This is a genomic window from Candidatus Melainabacteria bacterium (genome assembly GCA_016193285.1).
Classification (GTDB): Bacteria; Cyanobacteriota; Vampirovibrionia; order 2-02-FULL-35-15; family 2-02-FULL-35-15; genus JACPSL01.
Genome location: JACPSL010000017.1, coordinates 1 through 20,647 on the forward strand (window position 1 = coordinate 1; position 20,647 = coordinate 20,647).

19 protein-coding genes, 1 tRNA gene and 1 pseudogene are annotated in these 20,647 nt (G+C 30.9%); 8 read left to right on the top strand and 13 right to left on the bottom strand.

Translation table 11 applies throughout. The annotated features are described in order from the left end of the window. Nucleotides 1–156: 156 nt before the first annotated feature. Nucleotides 157–1,179, bottom strand: a complete 1,023-nt coding sequence (locus tag HYY52_03525; protein MBI2995758.1) for a hypothetical protein — start codon at nt 1,177–1,179, stop codon at nt 157–159. Nucleotides 1,180–1,330: 151 nt separating this feature from the next. Here HYY52_03525 and HYY52_03530 point away from each other — a divergent pair, with 151 nt between their 5' ends. Continuing rightward, on the top strand, nt 1,331–1,501 hold the full coding sequence (locus HYY52_03530) for a hypothetical protein (GenBank protein MBI2995759.1): 171 nt from the start codon (nt 1,331–1,333) through the stop codon (nt 1,499–1,501). A 103-nt stretch (nt 1,502–1,604) separates the two neighbouring features. Here the strand turns inward: HYY52_03530 and HYY52_03535 are convergent, their stop codons facing one another. The 8 genes from HYY52_03535 to HYY52_03570 all read right to left on the bottom strand — a co-directional run bounded on the left by HYY52_03535 (nt 1,605) and on the right by HYY52_03570 (nt 12,860). Beyond that, nucleotides 1,605–2,699 carry a dipeptide epimerase gene (locus HYY52_03535; protein MBI2995760.1) on the bottom strand — a complete coding sequence of 365 codons (1,095 nt, stop codon included), beginning with the start codon at nt 2,697–2,699 and terminating at the stop codon, nt 1,605–1,607. Beyond that, entirely contained in the window at nt 2,687–3,745 is a 1,059-nt protein-coding gene (locus tag HYY52_03540) for a DUF1611 domain-containing protein (protein ID MBI2995761.1), read from the bottom strand. The genes HYY52_03535 and HYY52_03540 overlap by 13 nt, the downstream gene beginning before the upstream one ends. Before the next feature lie 27 nt (nt 3,746–3,772). Then, on the bottom strand, nt 3,773–5,890 hold the full coding sequence (locus HYY52_03545; GenBank protein MBI2995762.1) for an HD domain-containing protein: 2,118 nt from the start codon (nt 5,888–5,890) through the stop codon (nt 3,773–3,775). After that, complete coding sequence (gene nadA / locus HYY52_03550) at nt 5,875–6,882, bottom strand: quinolinate synthase NadA (GenBank protein ID MBI2995763.1); 1,008 nt, start codon at nt 6,880–6,882, stop codon at nt 5,875–5,877. Before nadA ends, HYY52_03545 begins: the two co-directional genes overlap by 16 nt. Before the next feature lie 42 nt (nt 6,883–6,924). Then, nucleotides 6,925–8,517 carry an L-aspartate oxidase gene (nadB, locus tag HYY52_03555; protein ID MBI2995764.1) on the bottom strand — a complete coding sequence of 531 codons (1,593 nt, stop codon included), beginning with the start codon at nt 8,515–8,517 and terminating at the stop codon, nt 6,925–6,927. A 27-nt stretch (nt 8,518–8,544) separates the two neighbouring features. Beyond that, nucleotides 8,545–9,390 (bottom strand): carboxylating nicotinate-nucleotide diphosphorylase, encoded by an 846-nt coding sequence (gene nadC / locus HYY52_03560; protein MBI2995765.1) that lies wholly within the window; start codon nt 9,388–9,390, stop codon nt 8,545–8,547. Further along, nucleotides 9,371–10,972 (bottom strand): hypothetical protein, encoded by a 1,602-nt coding sequence (locus HYY52_03565; protein ID MBI2995766.1) that lies wholly within the window; start codon nt 10,970–10,972, stop codon nt 9,371–9,373. The genes nadC and HYY52_03565 overlap by 20 nt, the downstream gene beginning before the upstream one ends. Nucleotides 10,973–11,153: 181 nt before the next feature. Then, a complete protein-coding gene (locus tag HYY52_03570; GenBank protein ID MBI2995767.1) occupies nt 11,154–12,860 on the bottom strand; it encodes a type II/IV secretion system protein in 1,707 nt (568 codons plus the stop codon). A gap of 297 nt (nt 12,861–13,157) precedes the next feature. On the opposite strand from HYY52_03570, the gene HYY52_03575 reads away from it, so the two are divergent. Continuing rightward, complete coding sequence (locus tag HYY52_03575; GenBank protein ID MBI2995768.1) at nt 13,158–14,474, top strand: aminopeptidase P N-terminal domain-containing protein; 1,317 nt, start codon at nt 13,158–13,160, stop codon at nt 14,472–14,474. On the opposite strand, the gene HYY52_03580 is transcribed toward HYY52_03575, so the two are convergent. Further along, nucleotides 14,471–15,232 (bottom strand): hypothetical protein, encoded by a 762-nt coding sequence (locus HYY52_03580; GenBank protein MBI2995769.1) that lies wholly within the window; start codon nt 15,230–15,232, stop codon nt 14,471–14,473. The genes HYY52_03575 and HYY52_03580 overlap by 4 nt on opposite strands. A 69-nt stretch (nt 15,233–15,301) precedes the next feature. Here HYY52_03580 and nuoN point away from each other — a divergent pair, with 69 nt between their 5' ends. Then, nucleotides 15,302–16,813, top strand: a complete 1,512-nt coding sequence (nuoN, locus tag HYY52_03585; GenBank protein MBI2995770.1) for an NADH-quinone oxidoreductase subunit NuoN — start codon at nt 15,302–15,304, stop codon at nt 16,811–16,813. 255 nt (nt 16,814–17,068) lie between these two features. Here the strand turns inward: nuoN and HYY52_03590 are convergent. After that, nucleotides 17,069–17,142 (bottom strand) — tRNA-Ile (locus tag HYY52_03590). A 111-nt stretch (nt 17,143–17,253) separates the two neighbouring features. On the opposite strand from HYY52_03590, the gene HYY52_03595 reads away from it, so the two are divergent. Next, entirely contained in the window at nt 17,254–18,123 is an 870-nt protein-coding gene (locus HYY52_03595) for a hypothetical protein (protein MBI2995771.1), read from the top strand. Here the strand turns inward: HYY52_03595 and HYY52_03600 are convergent. After that, complete coding sequence (locus HYY52_03600; GenBank protein MBI2995772.1) at nt 18,120–18,401, bottom strand: sulfurtransferase TusA family protein; 282 nt, start codon at nt 18,399–18,401, stop codon at nt 18,120–18,122. The two genes, HYY52_03595 and HYY52_03600, sit on opposite strands and share 4 nt — an antisense overlap. A gap of 261 nt (nt 18,402–18,662) precedes the next feature. On the opposite strand from HYY52_03600, the gene HYY52_03605 reads away from it, so the two are divergent. The 4 genes from HYY52_03605 to HYY52_03620 are packed head-to-tail and all read left to right on the top strand — an operon-like array spanning nt 18,663 to nt 20,411. Then, nucleotides 18,663–18,974: a YtxH domain-containing protein gene (locus HYY52_03605; protein MBI2995773.1), complete on the top strand. Its 312-nt coding sequence runs from the start codon at nt 18,663–18,665 to the stop codon at nt 18,972–18,974. A gap of 7 nt (nt 18,975–18,981) precedes the next feature. Then, on the top strand, nt 18,982–19,353 hold the full coding sequence (locus HYY52_03610; GenBank protein MBI2995774.1) for a hypothetical protein: 372 nt from the start codon (nt 18,982–18,984) through the stop codon (nt 19,351–19,353). Continuing rightward, nucleotides 19,346–19,633, top strand: a complete 288-nt coding sequence (locus tag HYY52_03615) for a YtxH domain-containing protein (GenBank protein MBI2995775.1) — start codon at nt 19,346–19,348, stop codon at nt 19,631–19,633. Before HYY52_03610 ends, HYY52_03615 begins: the two co-directional genes overlap by 8 nt. Next, nucleotides 19,620–20,411, top strand: coding sequence for a hypothetical protein (locus tag HYY52_03620; GenBank protein MBI2995776.1), 792 nt, complete (start codon nt 19,620–19,622; stop codon nt 20,409–20,411). Before HYY52_03615 ends, HYY52_03620 begins: the two co-directional genes overlap by 14 nt. Here the strand turns inward: HYY52_03620 and HYY52_03625 are convergent. Further along, a pseudogene (locus tag HYY52_03625) lies at nt 20,399–20,506 on the bottom strand (type II toxin-antitoxin system RelE/ParE family toxin). The gene HYY52_03620 and the pseudogene HYY52_03625 sit on opposite strands and share 13 nt — an antisense overlap. Between the last annotated feature and the right edge of the window lie 141 nt (nt 20,507–20,647).

Sequence of the window (20,647 nt, forward strand, 5' to 3'; positions counted from 1 at the left end):
TAAAATTAAGTCCTTTCAACTTAACTTGGCCGTTATTTCACTTAAATCTGTTCCATGAGTTGAATATTTATTTATGTATTTTAACTCTTAATTGCTGACTATTTTAAATAATTGACCTTTTACTCACCGTAAGTCCTAGGAGTAATGATTTTCATTTTATTTTTTAGATATTTTTTCAACTTGTGTGATTAAATTTTGAAGTGATTTTTTGCCTTCGTCATCGTTTTCGTTTATTTGCAAGCTTTTTAGATCTTCCAAAAGAGCTTTCAAAATGTCTTTATCTCTATTCTTTATTTCTAATACTAAACGTTTTAGCGAAGTAACAACCATACCTCTAAGTTCTTCGTTTGGGTCTTTAAGAAGTCTAAGTATCAAGTCTTTTGCATTATAACCTTCCCTATGAACTAGTGCAAGAAAAGAATTTTCTCTAATTCTATAGGGTTCGCTTTTATCTTTTACTCTTTCTGATAATGCATCTGTTACCATTTTATACTTATTTGCAAAACGCAAATCCATAATTGCTTCGCATCTAGCATCTATGTCAGCACTTTTATTATTCAAAGCAACGATCATACTATTAATTTTTTTTTCTTCATCATAAGTAATTTTGAGACAAAGTTCAGCTTCTTTGGCTAATCCTTCATCATCACTGCTTGATTTTATCTTCTCGAACAATGTTTTAACCTTTTCGCTATCCTTTGCATGCCTGCTTATTAATTCTTTTCTCTGCTCTTCACATTTGGTCTCATCTTCTTTTGATATATTTTTCAATGAATTTATAACTGATGTTTCAAGGATCTTTTGGAAAGCATCTTCTGACTTCTTTTCCTGTTCTTCTTTTGCCTTCTTTTCTTGTTCTGGAATTTGCTTCACAAGTTTTCCAAAGTATACTCCAACAGCGATTATCACAGCTCCTACTACTCCTAGAATTCCCCCACCCCATTTAAAAAGTTTGTTATCTTTTTTAATACCTACAAAACCTAGTATTACACTAGCTATTGTTCCAATGCCTGCCCAAATAGCAAAATGAGGTAAACATTGAATAGGGCCTGGATTTTTTTCTTTTATCCAATCTGTAATATCACTCATAGTAACTTCTTTTTTGCCCTGTGGAAACTTAAAGCCTATGGGCCTAAAAGGAAGGTTAACTGTTTTTGTCGCATCATTTACAAGAAGCATTTCTATCCTAAATAAAGTACTTAAAAAGAAAGATTATAATCTAATTTGATACTAACCAATTTTGGTTAAGAAGGACGTCTTAACCTTCACTTTTCTTTGAATTAAAAGTAATAACTCTTCTGAAGCTTATGTAAGCACTTTAATAAAAGCAATGAGATTAAAAAGTTCAAATAGTACATTTGATTATATAGAATTAGTACAAAAATCTGATGGTTTATCCGATGAAGAGATTTTCAATGCTATTAAAGACCATACTCCTGAAATCCTAACCCAAGAAAATATAATTGCTGCATTTGAACAAGTTAGAAAATTAGCGAGTTAAATTTGCTACAAGTTGACCATTTGAGGGGACATCGTTAAAATCTTGAGGTGTTCTTTTTTAGGATTATTTTTTAACCATGACAGTGTACTAATATTATCAGTTCTCAATCACTAGAAAAATATACACCCAAGCCTGAGTCAAAAGATGGAATGATTTTATTATTTTCTAATGTTAAACCAGAAAACGGATCTCGCTCTAAAAGCAAATGTCCATCTAAATCAACATAATCAGCTAAAGGTGAAAGATGTACACTAGCAGAAATTGCACAAGAAGATTCAATCATACATCCCAACATAATTTTTAAATTGTATGATCTTGCTAAATTAATCATATTATAAGCTTCTAAAATACTACCTGTTTTCATTAGCTTAATATTTACACCATGAACTTTTCCTGCAAGCTTTTCTACATCATTAGCTAAGACACAATCTTCATCTGCAAAAATTGGAATTGGTGAGTTTTTTATATCAAGAGAACACATTCGAATTTGTCCCTTGGGTAACGGCTGCTCAATTAGTTCTACTCCATATGATGGCAAAACATCAAACATTCTTTTTAAAGTATCAATATCCCATCCACCATTTGCATCCACCCGAATAATACATGAACTATCTTTTAGGAGATTTTTTACTGTCTTTAATATATTTAAATCTTCATCATAACTTAAACCAAGTTTAATTTTTAAAATCTTATAGCCAAGCTTTAAAGCTCTACTAACTTTTTCTTCAACAACAAGCAATTTATCAAGTGCAATCGTGTATGAAGTTGGTTTTATATGATCATAAGTTCTGCCATTACTTAAAAACGGATCATCAACAAAAAAGAATTGATAAAGTGATTTATTTTCTATTTTCCCAATTAAATCCCAAAATGCCATTTCTAATGCAACACAGGCACTAGAAGAAGAACCACGATAAACACTAGAAGTAAAATAATTTAAATCTTCAATTAATTGTTTTATATTTGTTAAATAATTTTCAATTCTTTTATTTTTAACAAATGCATTTAAAAATTCAATAACAGAATCCTGACTTTCCCCATAATAACTTGAAGGTGCAGCTTCACCATAAGCAAGAATATCATCAAAAGCTAAAGTAACTAAAACATTTCTTGCTATATTAATTGAGCCTCTAGAAATTCCAAAAGGGTATTCAAGCTTTAAATTAAAAGGCCTGGCAGTATAACTTATCCTAGACATGCTCTTAAAAGTTTTTCTCCTGTTTCCTTAACTGGATCAGACGCTATTAAACCAGTTTCATCTTCAATTTTTTTTATAGCATCACTTGTTTCTCTTTTACTTAATTCATATGTATTTAATCCTATTCCTACTACTTTAGCTTTTCTTAATGGCAAAGATATAGATTCATAAATATTTATAAATTCATTTAACGATCCAATTTTTACTTTTGTATTCTTTAAATATTCTCTTCCTACTTTATGACAAAGAATTAATTTATGAGGAAGAGCACCATGTAATAAAGCTAATGTAACTCCAGACCAAGCAGGATGCAAGATAGAGCCTTGCCCTTCTATAAAAGCAATCTCATATTTTCTTTTACTGGCCTTAATAAGTTCTTCTTCAATTGCAGCTGCCATGAAGTCTCCAGTTATTGCATCTATTGGTGCTCCACTTCCACTTATCATAATGCCTGTTTGACCAGTAGCAACAAATGTTGCAGATTTACCTGAAAGCTTTGCTGATTTAGTTAACTCTAGGGCAACTGTCATTTTTCCAATTGCTGCATCAGTTCCTACAGTAAGTACAATTTTAATTGGATAATTTAACAATAGTCCATTTGCAACTCCAGTTTTTAAATTTTGCTTAATTAACTGCCAATCCCTGACATCCCAAACAAAGACATTATTTTTATTTGCTAAACTTCTTATTTCATCAATGTCATTTAAAAAATCATGCAATCCATTAACTATATTTAATTTATATGAAATTGCTTTTTTAATTTCTCCTAGCCATTCTTTTGGAAATTTTCCCCCAGCAGGTGCAATTCCTATTAATAAAACATCAGCATCTGGGTTTGATTTTTTAGCTATGTCAATTGAATTATAAATTGGCACAGGTAGTAGTCCTTTATATATATCACTTGCTCTTTTCCCTGCAAGTTTTCTATCAACTATTCCAACAGTTTTAGACAAACCATATTTAATAAAACCAACTGCTGTTTTTGCACTGTTACTACTAAAAGCATCCTGAGCATAAACAATTACCTTATTTTTTGAAGTCAGCATAATTTTTTAATTCTCAATTGTCAATTGTCAATTTTGTTTAGTTATTATTTCTATAAACATATCAATAAGTTCAGGGTCCCATTGTTTTCCTTTGCCCTCTTTAAGTCTTTTAATCACTTCATAAAAAGGTAATGCAGCCCTATAAGGTCTATCACTGGTCATTGCTTGGTATGCATCAACAATGCTTACAATTCTTGCACCAAGTGGGATCTCGCTTTTCTTTAAATGATTAGGATAACCATTACCATCCCAATTTTCATGATGTAACAAAACTAAAGCTGCAACTTTTTTTAATGGTTTTATTGGCTTTAAAATTTTTGCACCTATTACAGGATGCTTTTTTATTATTTCATACTCTTCTTTAGTTAACTTTCCAGGCTTACATAAAATACTTTCAGGTATACCAATTTTGCCAATATCATGCAGCGATGCTGCAAGTCTAATCCATTCAAGTTCCTGAAAGTCCAGGTTTAAATTTTTTGCAAGCAAATATGCATACTCTGAAACTTCTTTACTATGATCTTTTGTATAAGAATCCTTAGCATCTAATGCAATAGCTAAGGATTGAACAGAATCTAAAATATCAGCATTGTAAGAGTTCAAGCTCTTATTTTCAGTGATTTGCTTGTTTATTGTTTCAATGACTTCTGGTCCTGTTTTAAAACTTGTCTTTTTTATAATTATTTCCGGAATAGCATTAGCAATTAATTGTTGCCATTTATCTCTTGATTCAGATTTAACTTCATCAAAACTAGATATTTGTAATTTACCTCTAGCTTTTGAAAGAACCATTGCTTGCTCTAATAACACAAGCATTTCAGAAATAGAAGTAGTATGAGTAGGGTAAGTTACAAATGAAAAATTATAATCTACTGGTCCTACTCCTAGAACAGAAATATTATTTAAAGATTCTTTTAGCTTTTCAGCTTCTAATCTTGCTTGTTCCTCATTTACATTTTTCATTATTATTATAAACTCATCATTGCTAAACCTAACTATTTGATATTTATCACTAAATATTCTATGAAGGTATCTAGCAGTCTGTGATAAAACAAGATTTCCAGCAACAAAACCTAAACTTAAATTAATATCCCTAAGTCTTTCAATGTCAACCATAATTAAACTAAAAAAAGAATTTGTAATTTGAGCTTCAATTTGAATATGATTAAGTTCTCTTAAAAATTCATCCGAGCTGATAATATTGGTACTTAAATCCAAAGTATCTTTAAAATATTTTTTCTTATTTATGTCAAGTTCCTTACCAATTAAAACACTTAAAAATAAAGATATTTCTTTAAGATATGAGATCTCATCATCTTTCCAGTTTCTCTCATAATCACATTGATGTAAAACAATTACACCAATTGGCTTATCTTTATAAATAAGAGGATATCCTAGGACAGAATAAATCGACAATAAAGCTTCAATCCCACTCAATGCTTTACCTACATCCATTTTATAGCTAAGTAAAAAAGATTCATGATCATATTTTTTTTCTAATTTACAAAGCCAATCTTTTTCAAAAACAGGAATTATAGAACTAGATTCTAAAAATCCATTCTGAACATATTCAGTTGATAATTGATTATCAAAAATTGAAGGCTTGTTTTGAGAAAATAGTTTAATTTGACACCTTGTAGTATTTAATGTCTTAGTTACTTCCTTTGCAAAAGAGTATAATTGGCTTTTAAAATCCAATTCAGTTATTAATATTTTTTCAATTCTTGCCAAACTTTCTTGTCTTAAAAATCTTTCTTTGTTTGATATTAAGTCAGCTCTGTTTTTTAAAGCACTTTGAACTAGTAAAAAAATACGATTTACCTCATTTAACTTATCTTCTTGTGGTTTACTTTCCCAAACAACTTCAATTTTTCCTTCAACTGAAAGTGGGAAGATATAACTTTGATCTATTTCGTAATTTTGTTTTTGTAGTTTTCCATTTATGAATGATGAGTCATCACTACCAAACACAATTAAATTATCAATATAAGCATGAAGAACAACATGCCTTGCATCAAGCAGTTGCTTTAACAAATTAACAACTTTTTGCAGCCATAATTTATTGGTTTTTGGTTCTAAAAGAGTTTCTACAAGATCAATAAAAAGAGAATGACTTAGTTCTTTTATTGTTAAAGAGCTGTGCATTTAGAAGCTATTTTAACACCTTTAACACTCAAAGCTGGTTTTGGTCCTTCCCAGAAGTTTTTACTGCTATGTGAGTCAGATTCAGTAATTTTAAACATTTTATTTATAGTACTTGCTGCTTTTTCAAAAATTCCTGGATCTATTTCAATTTTATGTTTATTTTCTTGAAGTGCTTCAATAATGCTTTCTAATTTGTGATATTTCATATTTGGACATAAGGGTAAAGGAAATGTTGTAACTATAGTTTTGTGTTTCATATCACGCTGCATCCTAGCTACCAATCCTTGTTCAGAGAGAATAATAAATTTATCTTTTTCATGACTTGAAACAAATTTATAAATTTGTGATGTGCTGCCAGTAAAATCAGCTAATCGCCAAACTTCAGGATCACATTCAGGATGTGCAACTATAACTGCATCTGGATATTTTTCTCTCATTACAAAAACTTCTTTAATAGTAATTTGATAATGAGTAGGGCAAAATCCATCATATATATGAAGTTTTTTATGTGGCAATTGTTCTTGTACCCAGACACCTAAACCTTTGTCAGGAATAAATATTACCTCTTCCTCTTTTAAGGAGTTTACAATTTGCACTGCATTTGTACTTGTACAACAAAGATCAGATTCTGCTTTTACAGCTGCACTTGAATTTATATAACAAACTACTGGTGCATTAGGATATTTAGCTTTAAATGCTTTTAAGTCATCTACAGAGATCATATCTGCCATAGGGCATCCTGATTGTAAATCAGGCAACAAAACTGTTTTTTGTGGATTTAACAACTTTGCAGTTTCTGCCATAAAATGTACACCACAAAAAACAATAATATCTGCCTTTGTCTTTGCAGCAAATTTAGACAAAGCTAAACTATCACCAACATGATCTGCAACATCTTGAACTTCTAACCTTTGATAAATGTGAGTTAAAATAACAGCATTTTTCTTATGTACAAGTTCTCTTACTTCAAATTGTGTTGTTTTAAGAACCATAAAAAACTTTAAACTTTTAATTTTTATAATTATAGTGCTTTATTATAAAAATGATACAGGCATTTTTTCTTTCACATTTACTTTAAACAGACTATGCCTTATCTCTTGCGGAACTTGTGGATAATCTTCTCTAAAATGTACCCCTAAGCTATGTTTACGTTCTATAGCAGCTTGACATATAATCTTTGATAAAAGAATCATATTTTTTAGTTCTTGAAGTTGATAATGATCACTTAAAACATCAAGATTAAACCACTCTGATATACCCTCAAGCCAATTTAAATGATTAATTAAATTCTTACCTGTTCTTATAAGGCCTATGTTGTCCCAATTTTTAAATTGTAGATCTAATAAAAGAGCTTTAATATCATTTTCATGATATTGGTTGTTATCAATATCAATATCATAAGAATTATTTAAAGTCGGATAATTAACAAGTATTTTTTCCAGCATCTCTTTAACTAAAAAATGAGGTGTAACAATACACTCAAGCAAAGAATTACTTGCAAGCCTGTTTGCTCCATGAAATCCATTTGAGGCACTTTCACCAGTGACCCATAATCCAGGAACAGAGGTCTTACCTGAAATATTACATTTAATACCACCAACTAAATAATGAGCGCCAGGTGATACTGGGATTCCTGTTCTAAATAAATTTATTTTTCTATCCTTACAAAATTGATAAATTGTTGGAAATCTGTTTTTAAAATATTCTTCATTAAAATTACTAACATCAAGAAAAACATGTTCTGAATTTGCTTTTTTCATTTCATGCAAAATAGCTCTTGCTAAAACATCCCTTGGAGCTAATTCCCCTAACTTATGATATTTATCTGCAAAAGGCTCACCATGAGAGTTTTTTAATTTTGCACCTTCCCCACGAATAGCTTCAGTTATTAGTAATGCTTCCTGTCCTTTAAGTAAGACTGTAGGATGAAACTGAATCATTTCTATATCTTGAAGTTCAGCACCTGCATTAGATGCCATAACAATTCCATCACCAGTACTAACTTTAGGGTTAGTAGTAAATTTATAAATCTGACCTGTTCCGCCTGTAGCAATTATAATTTCTTTTCCTAAAAGAACATATTTATTACGAGTAATATCTTCAACTAACACCCCACAAGCTCTATCTTCATTTTTTAATATTTTAAGAGCTATACTTCCTTGTGATATAGAAATATTTTGTTCCCTACAAGTCTTGTCAATTAATGCTTTTGTAATAAACCTGCCTGAAGCATCTCCACCAATATGACAAACTCTAGGAACAGAGTGAGCAGCTTCTTTTGTTTGATGAATAAGATTATTTGTATCTGGATCAAATTTCACTCCATATGAAATTAATTTCTCGAAAGCAGATATTGAATTACTTATTATTTCTCTAGCTACAGCAGCATCACAAAGTCCGCAACCTGCTTGTAATGTATCCGTTAAATGCTTTTCTACACTGTCACATTGACCAACAGGTACAGCTACTCCACCTTGTGCATAAAGGCTTGAGCTTTCAGTAACAGCTTCTTTAGTTAAAACACACACTGTTTTTTTTTCTTTAGCTAACTCAAGTGCACAAAGTAAACCACTAATTCCGGAACCAATTATTACTACATCAAAGTTTGCTCTTGCTTTAAATCTCATTGGAACATATAGTATAGCTTATAGTTACTAAACTGCATCTAATGAAAAATCTGTCCACTTACTATTTTTAATCATGTAACTTGTAGAAATATAATCTGCGCCTAAACTTGCATAATGGCTAATATTTTTTTTATTAATCTGACCACTTACTTCAATTTTAATATGTTTTGGAAAGAATTTTAATACTTTCTTTAATTTCTTAACATTCCAGTTATCAAACATTATGACATCTGGCTTACAAGAAATTGCTTCTTTTAATTCTTTCATGTTTCTTACCTCTATTTCAATTTTAAACTTACAGCCATATTTTTGAAGTACTTTACTAAAAGCGTTTTTCACACTTCCTGCAACATTAATATGATTATCCTTTATTAAAATCATACTGCTTAAATTCATTCTGTGATTTCTACCACCACCAGCCCTTACTGCTTGCTTTTCAAGTTCTCTTAAATTAGGAGTTGTTTTTCTTGTATCTAAAAGGATTAACTTCTTTGAAAATCTTTTTCTTGAAATTAAGTTTAACAATTCATTAGTACAAGTTGCTATACCAGACAAATGAGAAATAAAATTCAGTGCAGTTCTTTCAGCTTTTAAAATCGATAAAGTACTACCGTAAATTTTTGCAATGACAGTATTTCTTTTAACTTTATTTCCATCTTTAAAGAGCATATTAATTTTAATTTTCTTATCAAGTAATAAAAAAGCTAATTTAAAAATTTTAGTGCCTGCTAAGACAGCATCTTCCTTGACAATTAAATTAAATTTAGACTTATGATTTTTTTGAAATATGCTTTCTGAAGTTATATCACTAGAAGATCCTAAATCTTCCTTAAGAGCATCTAATACAATTTGTTTATTTATTTTCTTCGTTATCTTCGTCTTTTATGTTTTCTTCTTGTTTTTCTTCAGGCAATAATACTTTTTGACCTACTTTAAGTTTAAACTTCTTATCTCCTTTTACAAGCTCAATTGTTGGATCTTCAGTTCTTGTTTTACCTTTTGAAATTTGTTTAACATACCAATCCTCAACAGGATCTAAAAGGGAAACTTCTATTCTATTTGGCACAGCCATATTTAAAGCTATCTTTAGTTTCTCTTCTTTCTTTACCTTATCATCTGAAGGACTTACAGTATATTCAGCAACATAAACATTTACTAATCCTAAGTTTTTATTTTCAGTACTAATTATACCTACTAGCTCTACTTGCTTTCTAAACATTGGTATGTCAGGAGGAGTTTTCATTTCTTCTTGCTTTGCTTTTTCTTCTATAACACTTTGAGGTAAAACAGCTTCCTGACCAAATGGATCTAATCTGTTTTCTAGAGCTTCTCTTGCCATTTGAATTAATTCTTCACGCTCTTTTTCAGTTACAGGTTCAATTATTTTTTCTTCTAACCTTGGCTTTTCTTTCGTCACTGAAGTTTCCTCTAGCGTAGAATGAGTTTTCTTAAATATATCTCTTACAACAACCTTGTTACTTCCACGAGGAGAAATAACACCTGTTTTAAAACCCGGGAAATAAGTCCAAAGTAAATAACCTAAAGTAGTAGCTAAACCACCAACAATAATAATACGCACTGGTGTTAGCTTGATACTTTTTAATTTTTCAAACACTTTTTCAACCTTCCATGATAGCTCTATTTGTTCACTTTTATCCAGAAAAATACTATCAAACTTTATGTCTTTAATATCTAAGTTATCTAATTTTGGTACTGTCTCATCAAATGGGATCTCAGGATATATGGCTTTTAATACTGCTTGTTGTGAAACTACTTGTTGTGGAATAGCTTGTTCAAGACTTGGAGAAGAAGGTTTTTCACTTGGAACATCTAAGAGTTCTGTTTCTAGTCCACCTTCAAATACATTTTCAATTGACTGATATTCTTGCTCACTGGATAACCATGGAAAAGTTTTCTTTTCTTCCGGCTTTTCTTCTGATAAAAAATATGTTTGTTTTTTTTCTTTTTTTTCTATTTCTTTTTTAGCTTTTTTGTCTTCTGGAGGCCAAACTATACTCTTATCCTCTTTATCACCAGAAGAACTTATAACATCTTCTTTTAATGGTGGCATTGAAACAACTGAAGGAGAAAATATAACATTTTCCTCACTTGTAGCTATTTCAGCTTCTAAATTAAAAGTAACATTTTTTTCTTTTGTTTCTTTTTCTTTGCTTGGAAGTTTTATTTCAACATCCGTTTTTTTTCTCAATGGATTAATTTTTTCAATGTCATATTTTATTTCAGGCGTTGATCTAGCTACAGGCAAATCTAATTCTAAAAGGCTAGTATCCAGCATTACTTTAGTAATATTTTTTGTCTTTAAATAATTATCAAGATTTTGAAGCTTACTTAGTTTAACTTTTTTAAAATTTATTCTTGGCAAGGAAACATTAACAGGAAATCTTTCAAGAAGATCTTCTAGCTGAAGTCTATCGTTTACAATATTACTTTTCACTTGTAATTACTCAGGTGGCTCTGCGGTGACATAGCTCCTCGAGCCACCTTTCCATAGATCGCTCGACTTGCCCAAATAAATTGGATCAAGTCTCGCTTTATTAAATAGCATAATTTCGTGAAGGATAACCTGGGATAAATTAACATGCTGAATAGTTACTTTCGCTTCTTCTTTAAGATCTTTACTTGGTTATTGGAATTACTCTTAATAATTCTTCCAGTGTAGTTTTTCTTTTTCTTACTTTTTGGATACCTGCATGAGCAAGCGTAGGAACACCTACACGTAGAAGCTCTGCTTTTATTTCATTTAAATTAGGACGTTCTTGTACCATTTGTTGGATTTTGTCATTTACAGGCATAATTTCAAAAACACCTTCACGTCCAGAATAACCTAAATTACTACACTTTTCACAACCAACTGCTTTTGCAAAGATCTCATCTGCAGAAGACGTTAATTGTAATAATTCTAGTTCCTCACTAGAAGGTTTATATTCCTGGTGACAGGAACAAACTTTACGTACAAGTCTTTGAGCAATTACCCCAATTAATGCACTTGCAATTAAATAAGGTTCAATTCCCATATCCATAATTCTTACTATTGTGCTTGCTGCATCATTAGTATGTAAGGTACTTAAGACAAGGTGCCCTGTAAGAGCAGCTTGTATAGCAATTTCTGCAGTTTCTGTATCCCTAATTTCCCCAATCATTACAATATCTGGGTCTTGGCGTAGTATACTTCTCAACCCTGATGAGAAAGTTAAACCTGCTTTTACATTAACTTGTACCTGATTAACCCTAGCTAACTGGTATTCTACTGGATCTTCTACTGTTACAACATTTTTTGAAGTATCCACTAACTTAGCTAAGCTAGTATACAAAGTACTTGTTTTTCCTGAACCTGTTGGCCCAGTTATAAGTATCATTCCTTGACTACGACCTAACCACTCTTCGTAAACTGATAATCTGCCTTTTGGCATACCAAGATCAAGTAAATTGCTGAAATTATTTTCATGCGGAAGTATTCTTATTACACACTTTTCCCCATGTAAGGTTGGTAAGGTTGAAACACGAAGATCTACTCTTTGACCACCTAAAACCTCAGTAACACGCCCATCTTGAGGTTGTCTTTGTTCTGCAATATTTAAATCTGCAATAATCTTTATACGTGCAAGAACAACTTTTCTTAAATCTTGCACTGTTGAAAAATATCTGCAAACATCTCTTAAGATCCCATCAACCCTAAATCTGACAATTAATCCTTTTGTTGTAGGTTCAAAATGAATATCACTTGCCCGTTGTGTTAAAGCTTCACCCATTAATGCCCTGACATCGTTTGCAATAGCTCCTTCATCAGTTGCCATTATTTGACGAATAGGAATTTTATCAATTGTAGCTTCTAATTCTGCGCCTAATTTTGCTTGAGGCGCAGCCACAGGTTTTGATGCTAATTGAGTTTGTAATGCTCCCTGTAATGTCTTTTGTTCAACTCCAGGTGAAATTTGAGTTCTAGCTTCATAAGAAACTGCTTGTTGTGTAGGAATATTTCCTGGGGTTTTTCCAATTAATGCAAACCATTTATTCCAGCTTTCAGGTTTTATATTTTTAAAATCAATTTGACAACCATTTAAAAAATCAGACAAACTATTCTTTAATGAGCTTTCATGATTCTCAGGAACACCTACATAAAGTTTATTATTCCAAAATAAAAGAGGAATTGCTTGTTCAGCAGGCCAAGAAGAAGGCATAGCTGAAAGTAAATTTTTATCCAGGTATTCAAAATTTAACGTACCAGATGAATCAACTAAAAGGTTTAGTGCTTCACTTAAGGATGTTTTGCCACTTTTTAATAATTGTGTTAGGGATATTCTTGTTGGATTTGCTGTTGCCATATTGTTGTTATTCCCATTTAACGTTAGCCTTTTAAAAATCGTTTTAAATATTTCATATTTCTATAATTATTTTGAACTGATTGTTATTATTATTCTGGCTCAAAAATAATATTCTATTAAATATTCTTACTAAAATAGATGTTAACCCTCCTGCTTAATCTTGGTAAATTAGCTAGTTATAGGACATATATACCTGAAAACTGTATATTTTACTCCAAATTATACTCCTTAACATTTTCTTAACCTTTCAATTAAGCTCTTTTTAGTTTACATTACATCTCTATTATATTGAAACAAGTGAAAAACAATTTCAATTTTAAAATCTTTGCTAGTAGAAGGAAACTATTTATTAATGAGCTGCCTGATAAATCACTTGTTATTTTATCAAATGGATTAGTTTTAATTTATTCAAATGACGTAGAACATAAGTTTAAACCTGATTCGGATTTTTATTATCTTACAGGAGTTGAAGAGCCAAATTCAATTTGTATTTTAAAAAAGGATAAAAAGTCATTTCAATATTTACTTTACATAGAACAACAAGAAAAAGAAAAAGAAAAATGGGTAGGGAAAAAATTAAATAAAGAAAAAGCTAAAGCAATTTATCTTGTAGATGAAACACATTACTTACAAGAATTTGATACTCATTTAAAAAAACTATTCCAAGGAGCTGAGCATATTTTTTTGCCAATTGGAAAAAATAAAACATTAGATTTAAAAATTACTAACTTAATTAACTCTATAAATAAAAATAACAGAAATGGAATAAAAGCACCTAAAAATATTTCTGATCCAAGACCAGTTATCCATAAAATGAGATTAATAAAAGATAATTATGAGATTAGTTGCATACAAAGAGCAGCTGAAATTTCAAGAGAAGCACATATTTTATCTATGTCATATGCAAGGCCTGGAATATATGAACATGAGCTAGAAGCTTTAATTGAATATAAATTTAGATCCAGGGGAGCATTAGGACCAGCATATCCTTCAATTGTTGGCTCAGGAAAAAACTGCACAGTTCTTCATTACATAAAAAATAATAAAAAAATTCAAAATAAGGATTTAATATTAGTTGATGCAGGATGTGAATATAACTACTATGCTTCAGATGTAACAAGAACTTATCCTGCTAATAAAAAGTTTTTAGGTGCACAAAAAGATATTTATGAAATTATTCTTGAAGCTCAATTACAAGCCATAGAAAAAATAAAGCCTGGTAAAAAATTTAGTGACTCATATAATAAAGCTGTTCAAGTACTTGTTGAAGGATTAAAAGAATTAAAACTTTTAAAAGGAAGTACTGAAAAAATAATTAAAAAAGGAGAATACAAAAAATTTTTTATGCACAAGCTTGGTCACTGGCTTGGTTTAGATGTTCATGATGCTGGTCCATATTTTGATGAAAGAGGTAATTCTATTAAGCTTAGGCCTGGCATGGTAATGACAGTAGAACCAGGTATTTATATTTCAAACAATTTACAAGACATACCACAAAAGTTTCGTGGTATTGGAATTAGAATTGAAGATGATGTTTTAGTAACTAACTATGGAAATAAAATTTTAACTAGCGGCATACCTAAAACAATTAGTGAAATAGAATCTCTTAGTTAATTTGCAAATGGGTTTGAAGGTCTACTTACATCAAGACTATCAGAGGGTTTAGGTTGTTCTGTTTTTACAGGAGCTGGTGCAGTTTGTGTTGTTGCTGAAGTGCCAGTAGTAACAGCTTGCAAGGACGTAGTTGTAGTCCCGCTTTGAGTTTGTGACTGAGTTTGTGCTTGGGTTGGTGCTTGAGTTCCTTCTTGTGTTTGGGCAGTATCTTGAGCTTGAGGAGAAGGAGTTGTTGTTCCAGTTGTTTGAGTACTTGTTTGTGTAGTATCTTGTGTACCTTGAGTAGCTTTACTGCGAGTTGTACTTGAAAAATATGTTGGCACAGATCTAGATGCTCCCATTGATTTTACTTGTGTATTTTTATCATCTGTATTGTATGGCTTGACTAAATAACTTAAACCATTTTGATCAATTAATTCTACTCTAGCAGTTGGGTTAAAAGAAATTTTTGAAATTGAAAATGTATGTAACTCATCTAAATAATCACCAATTTGAAATTCTTTTGGACCTTCTTGGTCATTAGATAAATCTTTAATTAATGCTCTTGGTTCCTTGCCAATTAAATAAATCCCAACCAGTCTATAAGTAAGTAGTGGATCAGATTTCTCTTCTTCTTTTTCTTCTGCTTTATCCTCTGTTTTACCTGTATCTTTAATATCTAATGCAGTCTCTTTAGCAAAAGAAGACAATTGCCAGAATTGAAAAAACTGGAAACAAAAAACAAAAACAATTAAAATTAATAAATACTTTAAAACCATAAAATACATTTTATAACTTTTAATTAGAATGAACCATAAAATACTTTAAAAGGCTCTATAATTGCAAACATGTTTTGGTTAAAAGACTTACTATTAGTTTTATACCCAGAGCTTTTAGTGCTTTTAGCATTAATAATAGCTATATTTCTTAGTACCACTTCTTTTAAAAATGTTATTTGGATTATTTCAACCATACTTATGTCCCTTGGTTGTATTCATATTGTTAACTCTGAACTTAACTTACAAGAACCCATTCAAATACTAAGCGGAGCATATATAGCTGATTCACTAAGCATTATTTTTAGGTTACTCATACTTTTAGTTGCTATTTTAATTATTCTTGGTTCTGTAAAATACAGCGAAGGTTTTGTTCACAAAAGCGAGTACATGATTATTTTACTTACTAGTATTCTTGGAATTATGTTTTTAGTTAGTGCAAATGATTTAATTACTTTATTTGTTGCATTTGAAACTCTTGGATTAAGTTCAATACTACTTATAGGTTATTCAAAATATGACTTAAGAAGTAACGAAGCATCTTTAAAATATTTACTAAGTAGTGCAAGTGCATCAGCAATTTTTTTGTTTGGCTTGTCAATTTTATATGGTCTTTGTGGATCTACCCAATTTTATGAAATTAAATATAAACTTCTTGAATTAACAAAAGCTGGAGGCTTAGATCAATCAATTATTACAATTACTTTAATATTAGTTATTGGTGGCTTAGCATTTAAGCTTGCAAGTGCACCATTTCATATGTGGTCGCCAGATGTTTACGAAGGTGCACCAACACCAATTACTGCATTTTTATCTGTAGCATCAAAGGCTGCAGGAGTTGCAATAAGTATAAGAATTATTTTTTATTTATTTGATTTTGCAGCTTCAATATGGCAGCCAATGTTAATTACTATTTCAGTTTTATCTATGGTTATTGGAAATCTTGTAGCACTTGGAGAAGTGTTAAACAAAGCATCCATAAAAAGATTAATGGCTTATTCTTCAATTGCACAAGTAGGTTATATATTAATTGGACTTGCATTAAATAATTTTCATGCATTATCTGCAAGCATTTTTTATTTAATTGTTTATTCAGTCATGAACCTTGGAGCTTTCTTGTGCATCATTGCATTTGGAAATGAACATGACTCAGATTTAATTAGTGATTACGCAGGGTTAGCTAAAATAAATCCTTTACTTGCTTTTGCTTTTGCAATATGTCTTTTTAACTTGGCTGGCTTACCAATTCCTCCAGCTGGTTTTATTGCAAAGTTTTTACTTTTTAAAGCAAGCTTTGAAGCAGGAACAGTTGGAATTATTTTAGGTTCAATTGCTTTAGTAACAACTATCCTGTCAATTTATTACTATTCATATATTGCAAAACTAATGATTGTAGACAGTCCATCAAGACAGCTCTTTACAGGTTTTGAAAAAGCACTTGGCAAATCAAAAGAATTAAATACTGCAATCTGGAGTACTGTTACAGCAATTTTTCTTATAACATTAACTTGTAATCAGATTTTACATGTAGCAAATAAAACTGTTAAAAGTATCTCAAATTCCATGTTTCTAAGATTTAATTAATCTTTTTACCCTTGCTTGGCAACAAGTTTCTGATATTATTGAGATTACTGTTTTTAAAATCTATTACTCGTCATAGCCAAAGAAACAGAAATGCAATGATACTGCAAATATTCATGAATATTTGCAGTAGTACTGAAAATATGCCAAGCTCTGTTTATCTATGAATATAGAAATAGAAATTATTAATTACTTAACTTTTATCAAACGTCTTTGGTCACACTCCCTATAGATCCTCTGATCTCTGATCCTCTAGAATGGGCGATCCGTGACTTGAACACGGGGCCCCACGCTTATCAAGCGTGTGCTCTAACCAACTGAGCTAATCGCCCAAAGCATTTTTTATTATAGCTTGTAAAGGACAAAAAATCATAAAATCATTTGCTTAAATCTTGACATGTAAAGTTTAGACTGATTAAATGTATAACAAGAAATCAACCTATATGAGATTAACAGAAACCTTAAGAGTTTGCTTAGAGCCATTGTTTTATGACGCAGCTAATTATCGTCATAAAAAAGCAATACAAACTTTACAAAGTTTTCCTCCACACAATATTGATATAGATGAAGAAGGAAATCCTTTAATACCACAAGAACTAAGATTATGCTATTCAGAGCACAGAGATGCTCAAGATGGAATCAATAAATTTGTTGCTAGCATATACGATCTAAATGGTGCAACTAGAAAACTTATGCAAAATGAAAGAGATCTTCTAAATGAAGAACTACAAAAGTTTACTGCTCTTAGCAGAGACAATACTTTGCTTAGAGCATTAAAGCCTACACCTTCAGCTAACAAAAAAGAAGAAATGACGGATGATGAAAAAAAACTAGAACCAATGACATTAGACATGAGTCCTGAAGCTCAAGCAGGAAGAGCTTACATGAGTGCAAAAAGAAGAATAACAACAGAAATATTTCTTGCTACACCATTTATTCCAATGCTTGGTGTAAGTGGAATAGTAATGGCAGGGCCTCCTTATTCACTGATAATTGCAAATAGTAATGGTAACGGAATAACCCATACTGACGAAGAAGTAAGATTAGGTGCCATAAACTATTTAGGCTCTGAAGTACATGGATCAAGAGAAAGATATTTTTATTTAAGTAGAAATCCAGATCCATTTACTCCACCTAAAGATGTTCTTGCACATGAAGCTAGATCTAATTTAGAACTAATAAGAAAAATACTTTCCAGAAAATACTTTGGAGCAAATGACCGCACAGAAAGAGTTCGAGATCGTGCTATTTATTTCTTGGACATAACTGAAAATACTCTTTTAAAAATCATGCAAGATGCGGAGCTAAACTAATTTTTTTGAATTAAAACTTTATAATAATTTTCAAATAGTTCTTGAGACAGTACTTTATGCCCTTCTTCAATTACACTTGGTGGAACACTTTCAATGGCTTCACCTGGATCAAGCAAGACTTCCAAGATTTGATTAGTTTGCATTTTATCTAACTGGATTTTTGTTTTTACAAAATTTAAAGGACATTCTACCCCACGTAAATCTAAAACAAAATTAATTGGGAAACATTTTTCTATAACACAAGAATTAAGCAGCGGGCACTCACATTTATCTTTCATCTTAATCCATTCTTTTTTAAAACAATCTCTACCTTGAATATATCCGTACACAAAATCAAACATATCATTCATACTTTGTCCATGCATATTACTAAGACAACTTAAACAATATTGTTCTTCTGCATAACCAAGTGCAAGGCTCATTGTATATGCTCTTCTGCATATATCTTTACTACACTTTGGACATGGACGAAGTAAAAAGGGGAAATCCATAGCAATAAGATCGTAACAGAGGGAAGGAATATGCTAATATATCTAACGATGAAACTTACATTAAAACGTGGACTGTTATTTGGGCTTTTGTTAGGAATAGTATCAGCTTTTTTGTATGCTCCTAAATCTGGTAAAGAACTACGTTATGAACTTAAGGAAAAAGTTGAATCAGTTCCTAAAAACTTTTTAGCTTTTTTAGAAAGCTTGTTAGACCTCTTTGTTTCAGTTTTAGATTTTGCAAAAACTGCTTTGGAAGAACAAACTAAAAAGTTTTCAAAAGCTGTAACAACTGGCATGAGTGTTGCAAAAGAAAAATCTAAAGAGCTTAAAAGATTTACAACTAATATAGCATCAAGGTGAATACTAAATGTCATCTCTTGATCTGAATTTAGTAATTGTGTTTTCTTTTGTAATACTGACTTTTACTTCAATTTGTATGCTTGTTGTTTTAGTGCCTGTTGCTTTACAACTTAGTAAAACATTAAGTTCAGCTCAAAGTTTAATTGATTTAGTTAATGATGATTTTGAACCAACCATTAAAGGAGTAAAAGAAAGTATAGGAAATGTTAAAACATTAGTAAAAACAGGTAGTAAGACAATAAGAGCAGGAATAAATGAAGCAGGAGTAATAATTCTTTCATCTGCAAGTGGCATCCTAGCCGGAGTTAGGGACTATTTCTGTAGTTACAAAAATGATGAAACCAGCTACAATGGAACAAGAGGTGAGAAGGATGTCTAAGAAGGAAGGAAGTTTTTTAAAATTTGTTTTTGGAATGTTTTCAGGACTAGTATCAGGATTAATTATAGGACTTTTAATTGCTCCAAAAGCAGGGAAAGAAATGAGGGAGGATTTAGTTAATAAATCAAGGGAGTTAAAAGAAATTACAAAAGATAAGTTATCTGGTAAAGCCTCTCAAGTAGCGACTACTATTCAAGAAAGAGCAAGTAAAATTAGTTCAAGACTTGATGAATTGTCTAAGCGTGGAAGTGAAGTTTTAATTCAAGATGAAGTACAGTAGGACAGCGTTCAGCGTTCAGCGTTCAGCGTTTGGAAAATTTTATTTTCTGCTTTTCACTCTTCTGATTTTAATTAGCCAATATCAAGTTATAGCTGCTAATGAAGAATTAATTCAAAAGCCAGAAATAAAATTAAGAGTTCCTGGTGAGTTAAATGGTTATGAGAGCAATCTTCCTACCGAGATAGATATAAAGAAACTGCCTGATTTTGTAAGTAAAGAACCTTTATCTGATTTAAACCCAATCCCAATAAATACCAGACTAAGATTAATAATTGATAGTTTTATAAATGTAAAAACTTCAATGGCTGGAGATTATTTTAAAGCACATGTAGTAGAAGATTTTTATTTACCTACAAACCCACCACAATTAATTATTCCAAAAGATTCATGGGTAAGAGGTAGAATTAGTTTTTTTAAAAAACCAAATATTTTTATAAGAACAGGTAAAATTGGTTTTCATCTGGATACTTTGGCTACACCTCTTGGAAAGACAGTTCCACTAGATACTGAATTAAACATCCAGCAAGGCTACATCAATGAGCAGGGTTGTTTAACACCACTTGTAAGCTCTAACACAAATAAAAATGCTGATACCTTGCTAAGAAAAAGTTTGCCGTTAGCAATAGAAAAAAATAAGCTTGGCTTATCTTTAGCAGGTGATTTAATTTCAACTTCAGTAACTGCACTATATTTAAAGAAAGAAAATGTAGATGGTATAAACATTAATAAAGGTCAGGAATTACAGCTTGTTTTAGAGAGAGATATTCAACATTTATAAATATCTTTTCTGTGTCCAATTTTATAAATCTCTATAATTTGAATGCCAGTATCAACAGTGTATAGAATTCTATAATCTCCCACTCTAAGTCTGTATCCTAGGACTTACGGTGAGTAAAAGGTCAATTATTTAAAATAGTCAGCAATTAAGAGTTAAAATACATAAATAAATATTCAACTCATGGAACAGATTTAAGTGAAATAACGGCCAAGTTAAGTTGAAAGGACTTAATTTTA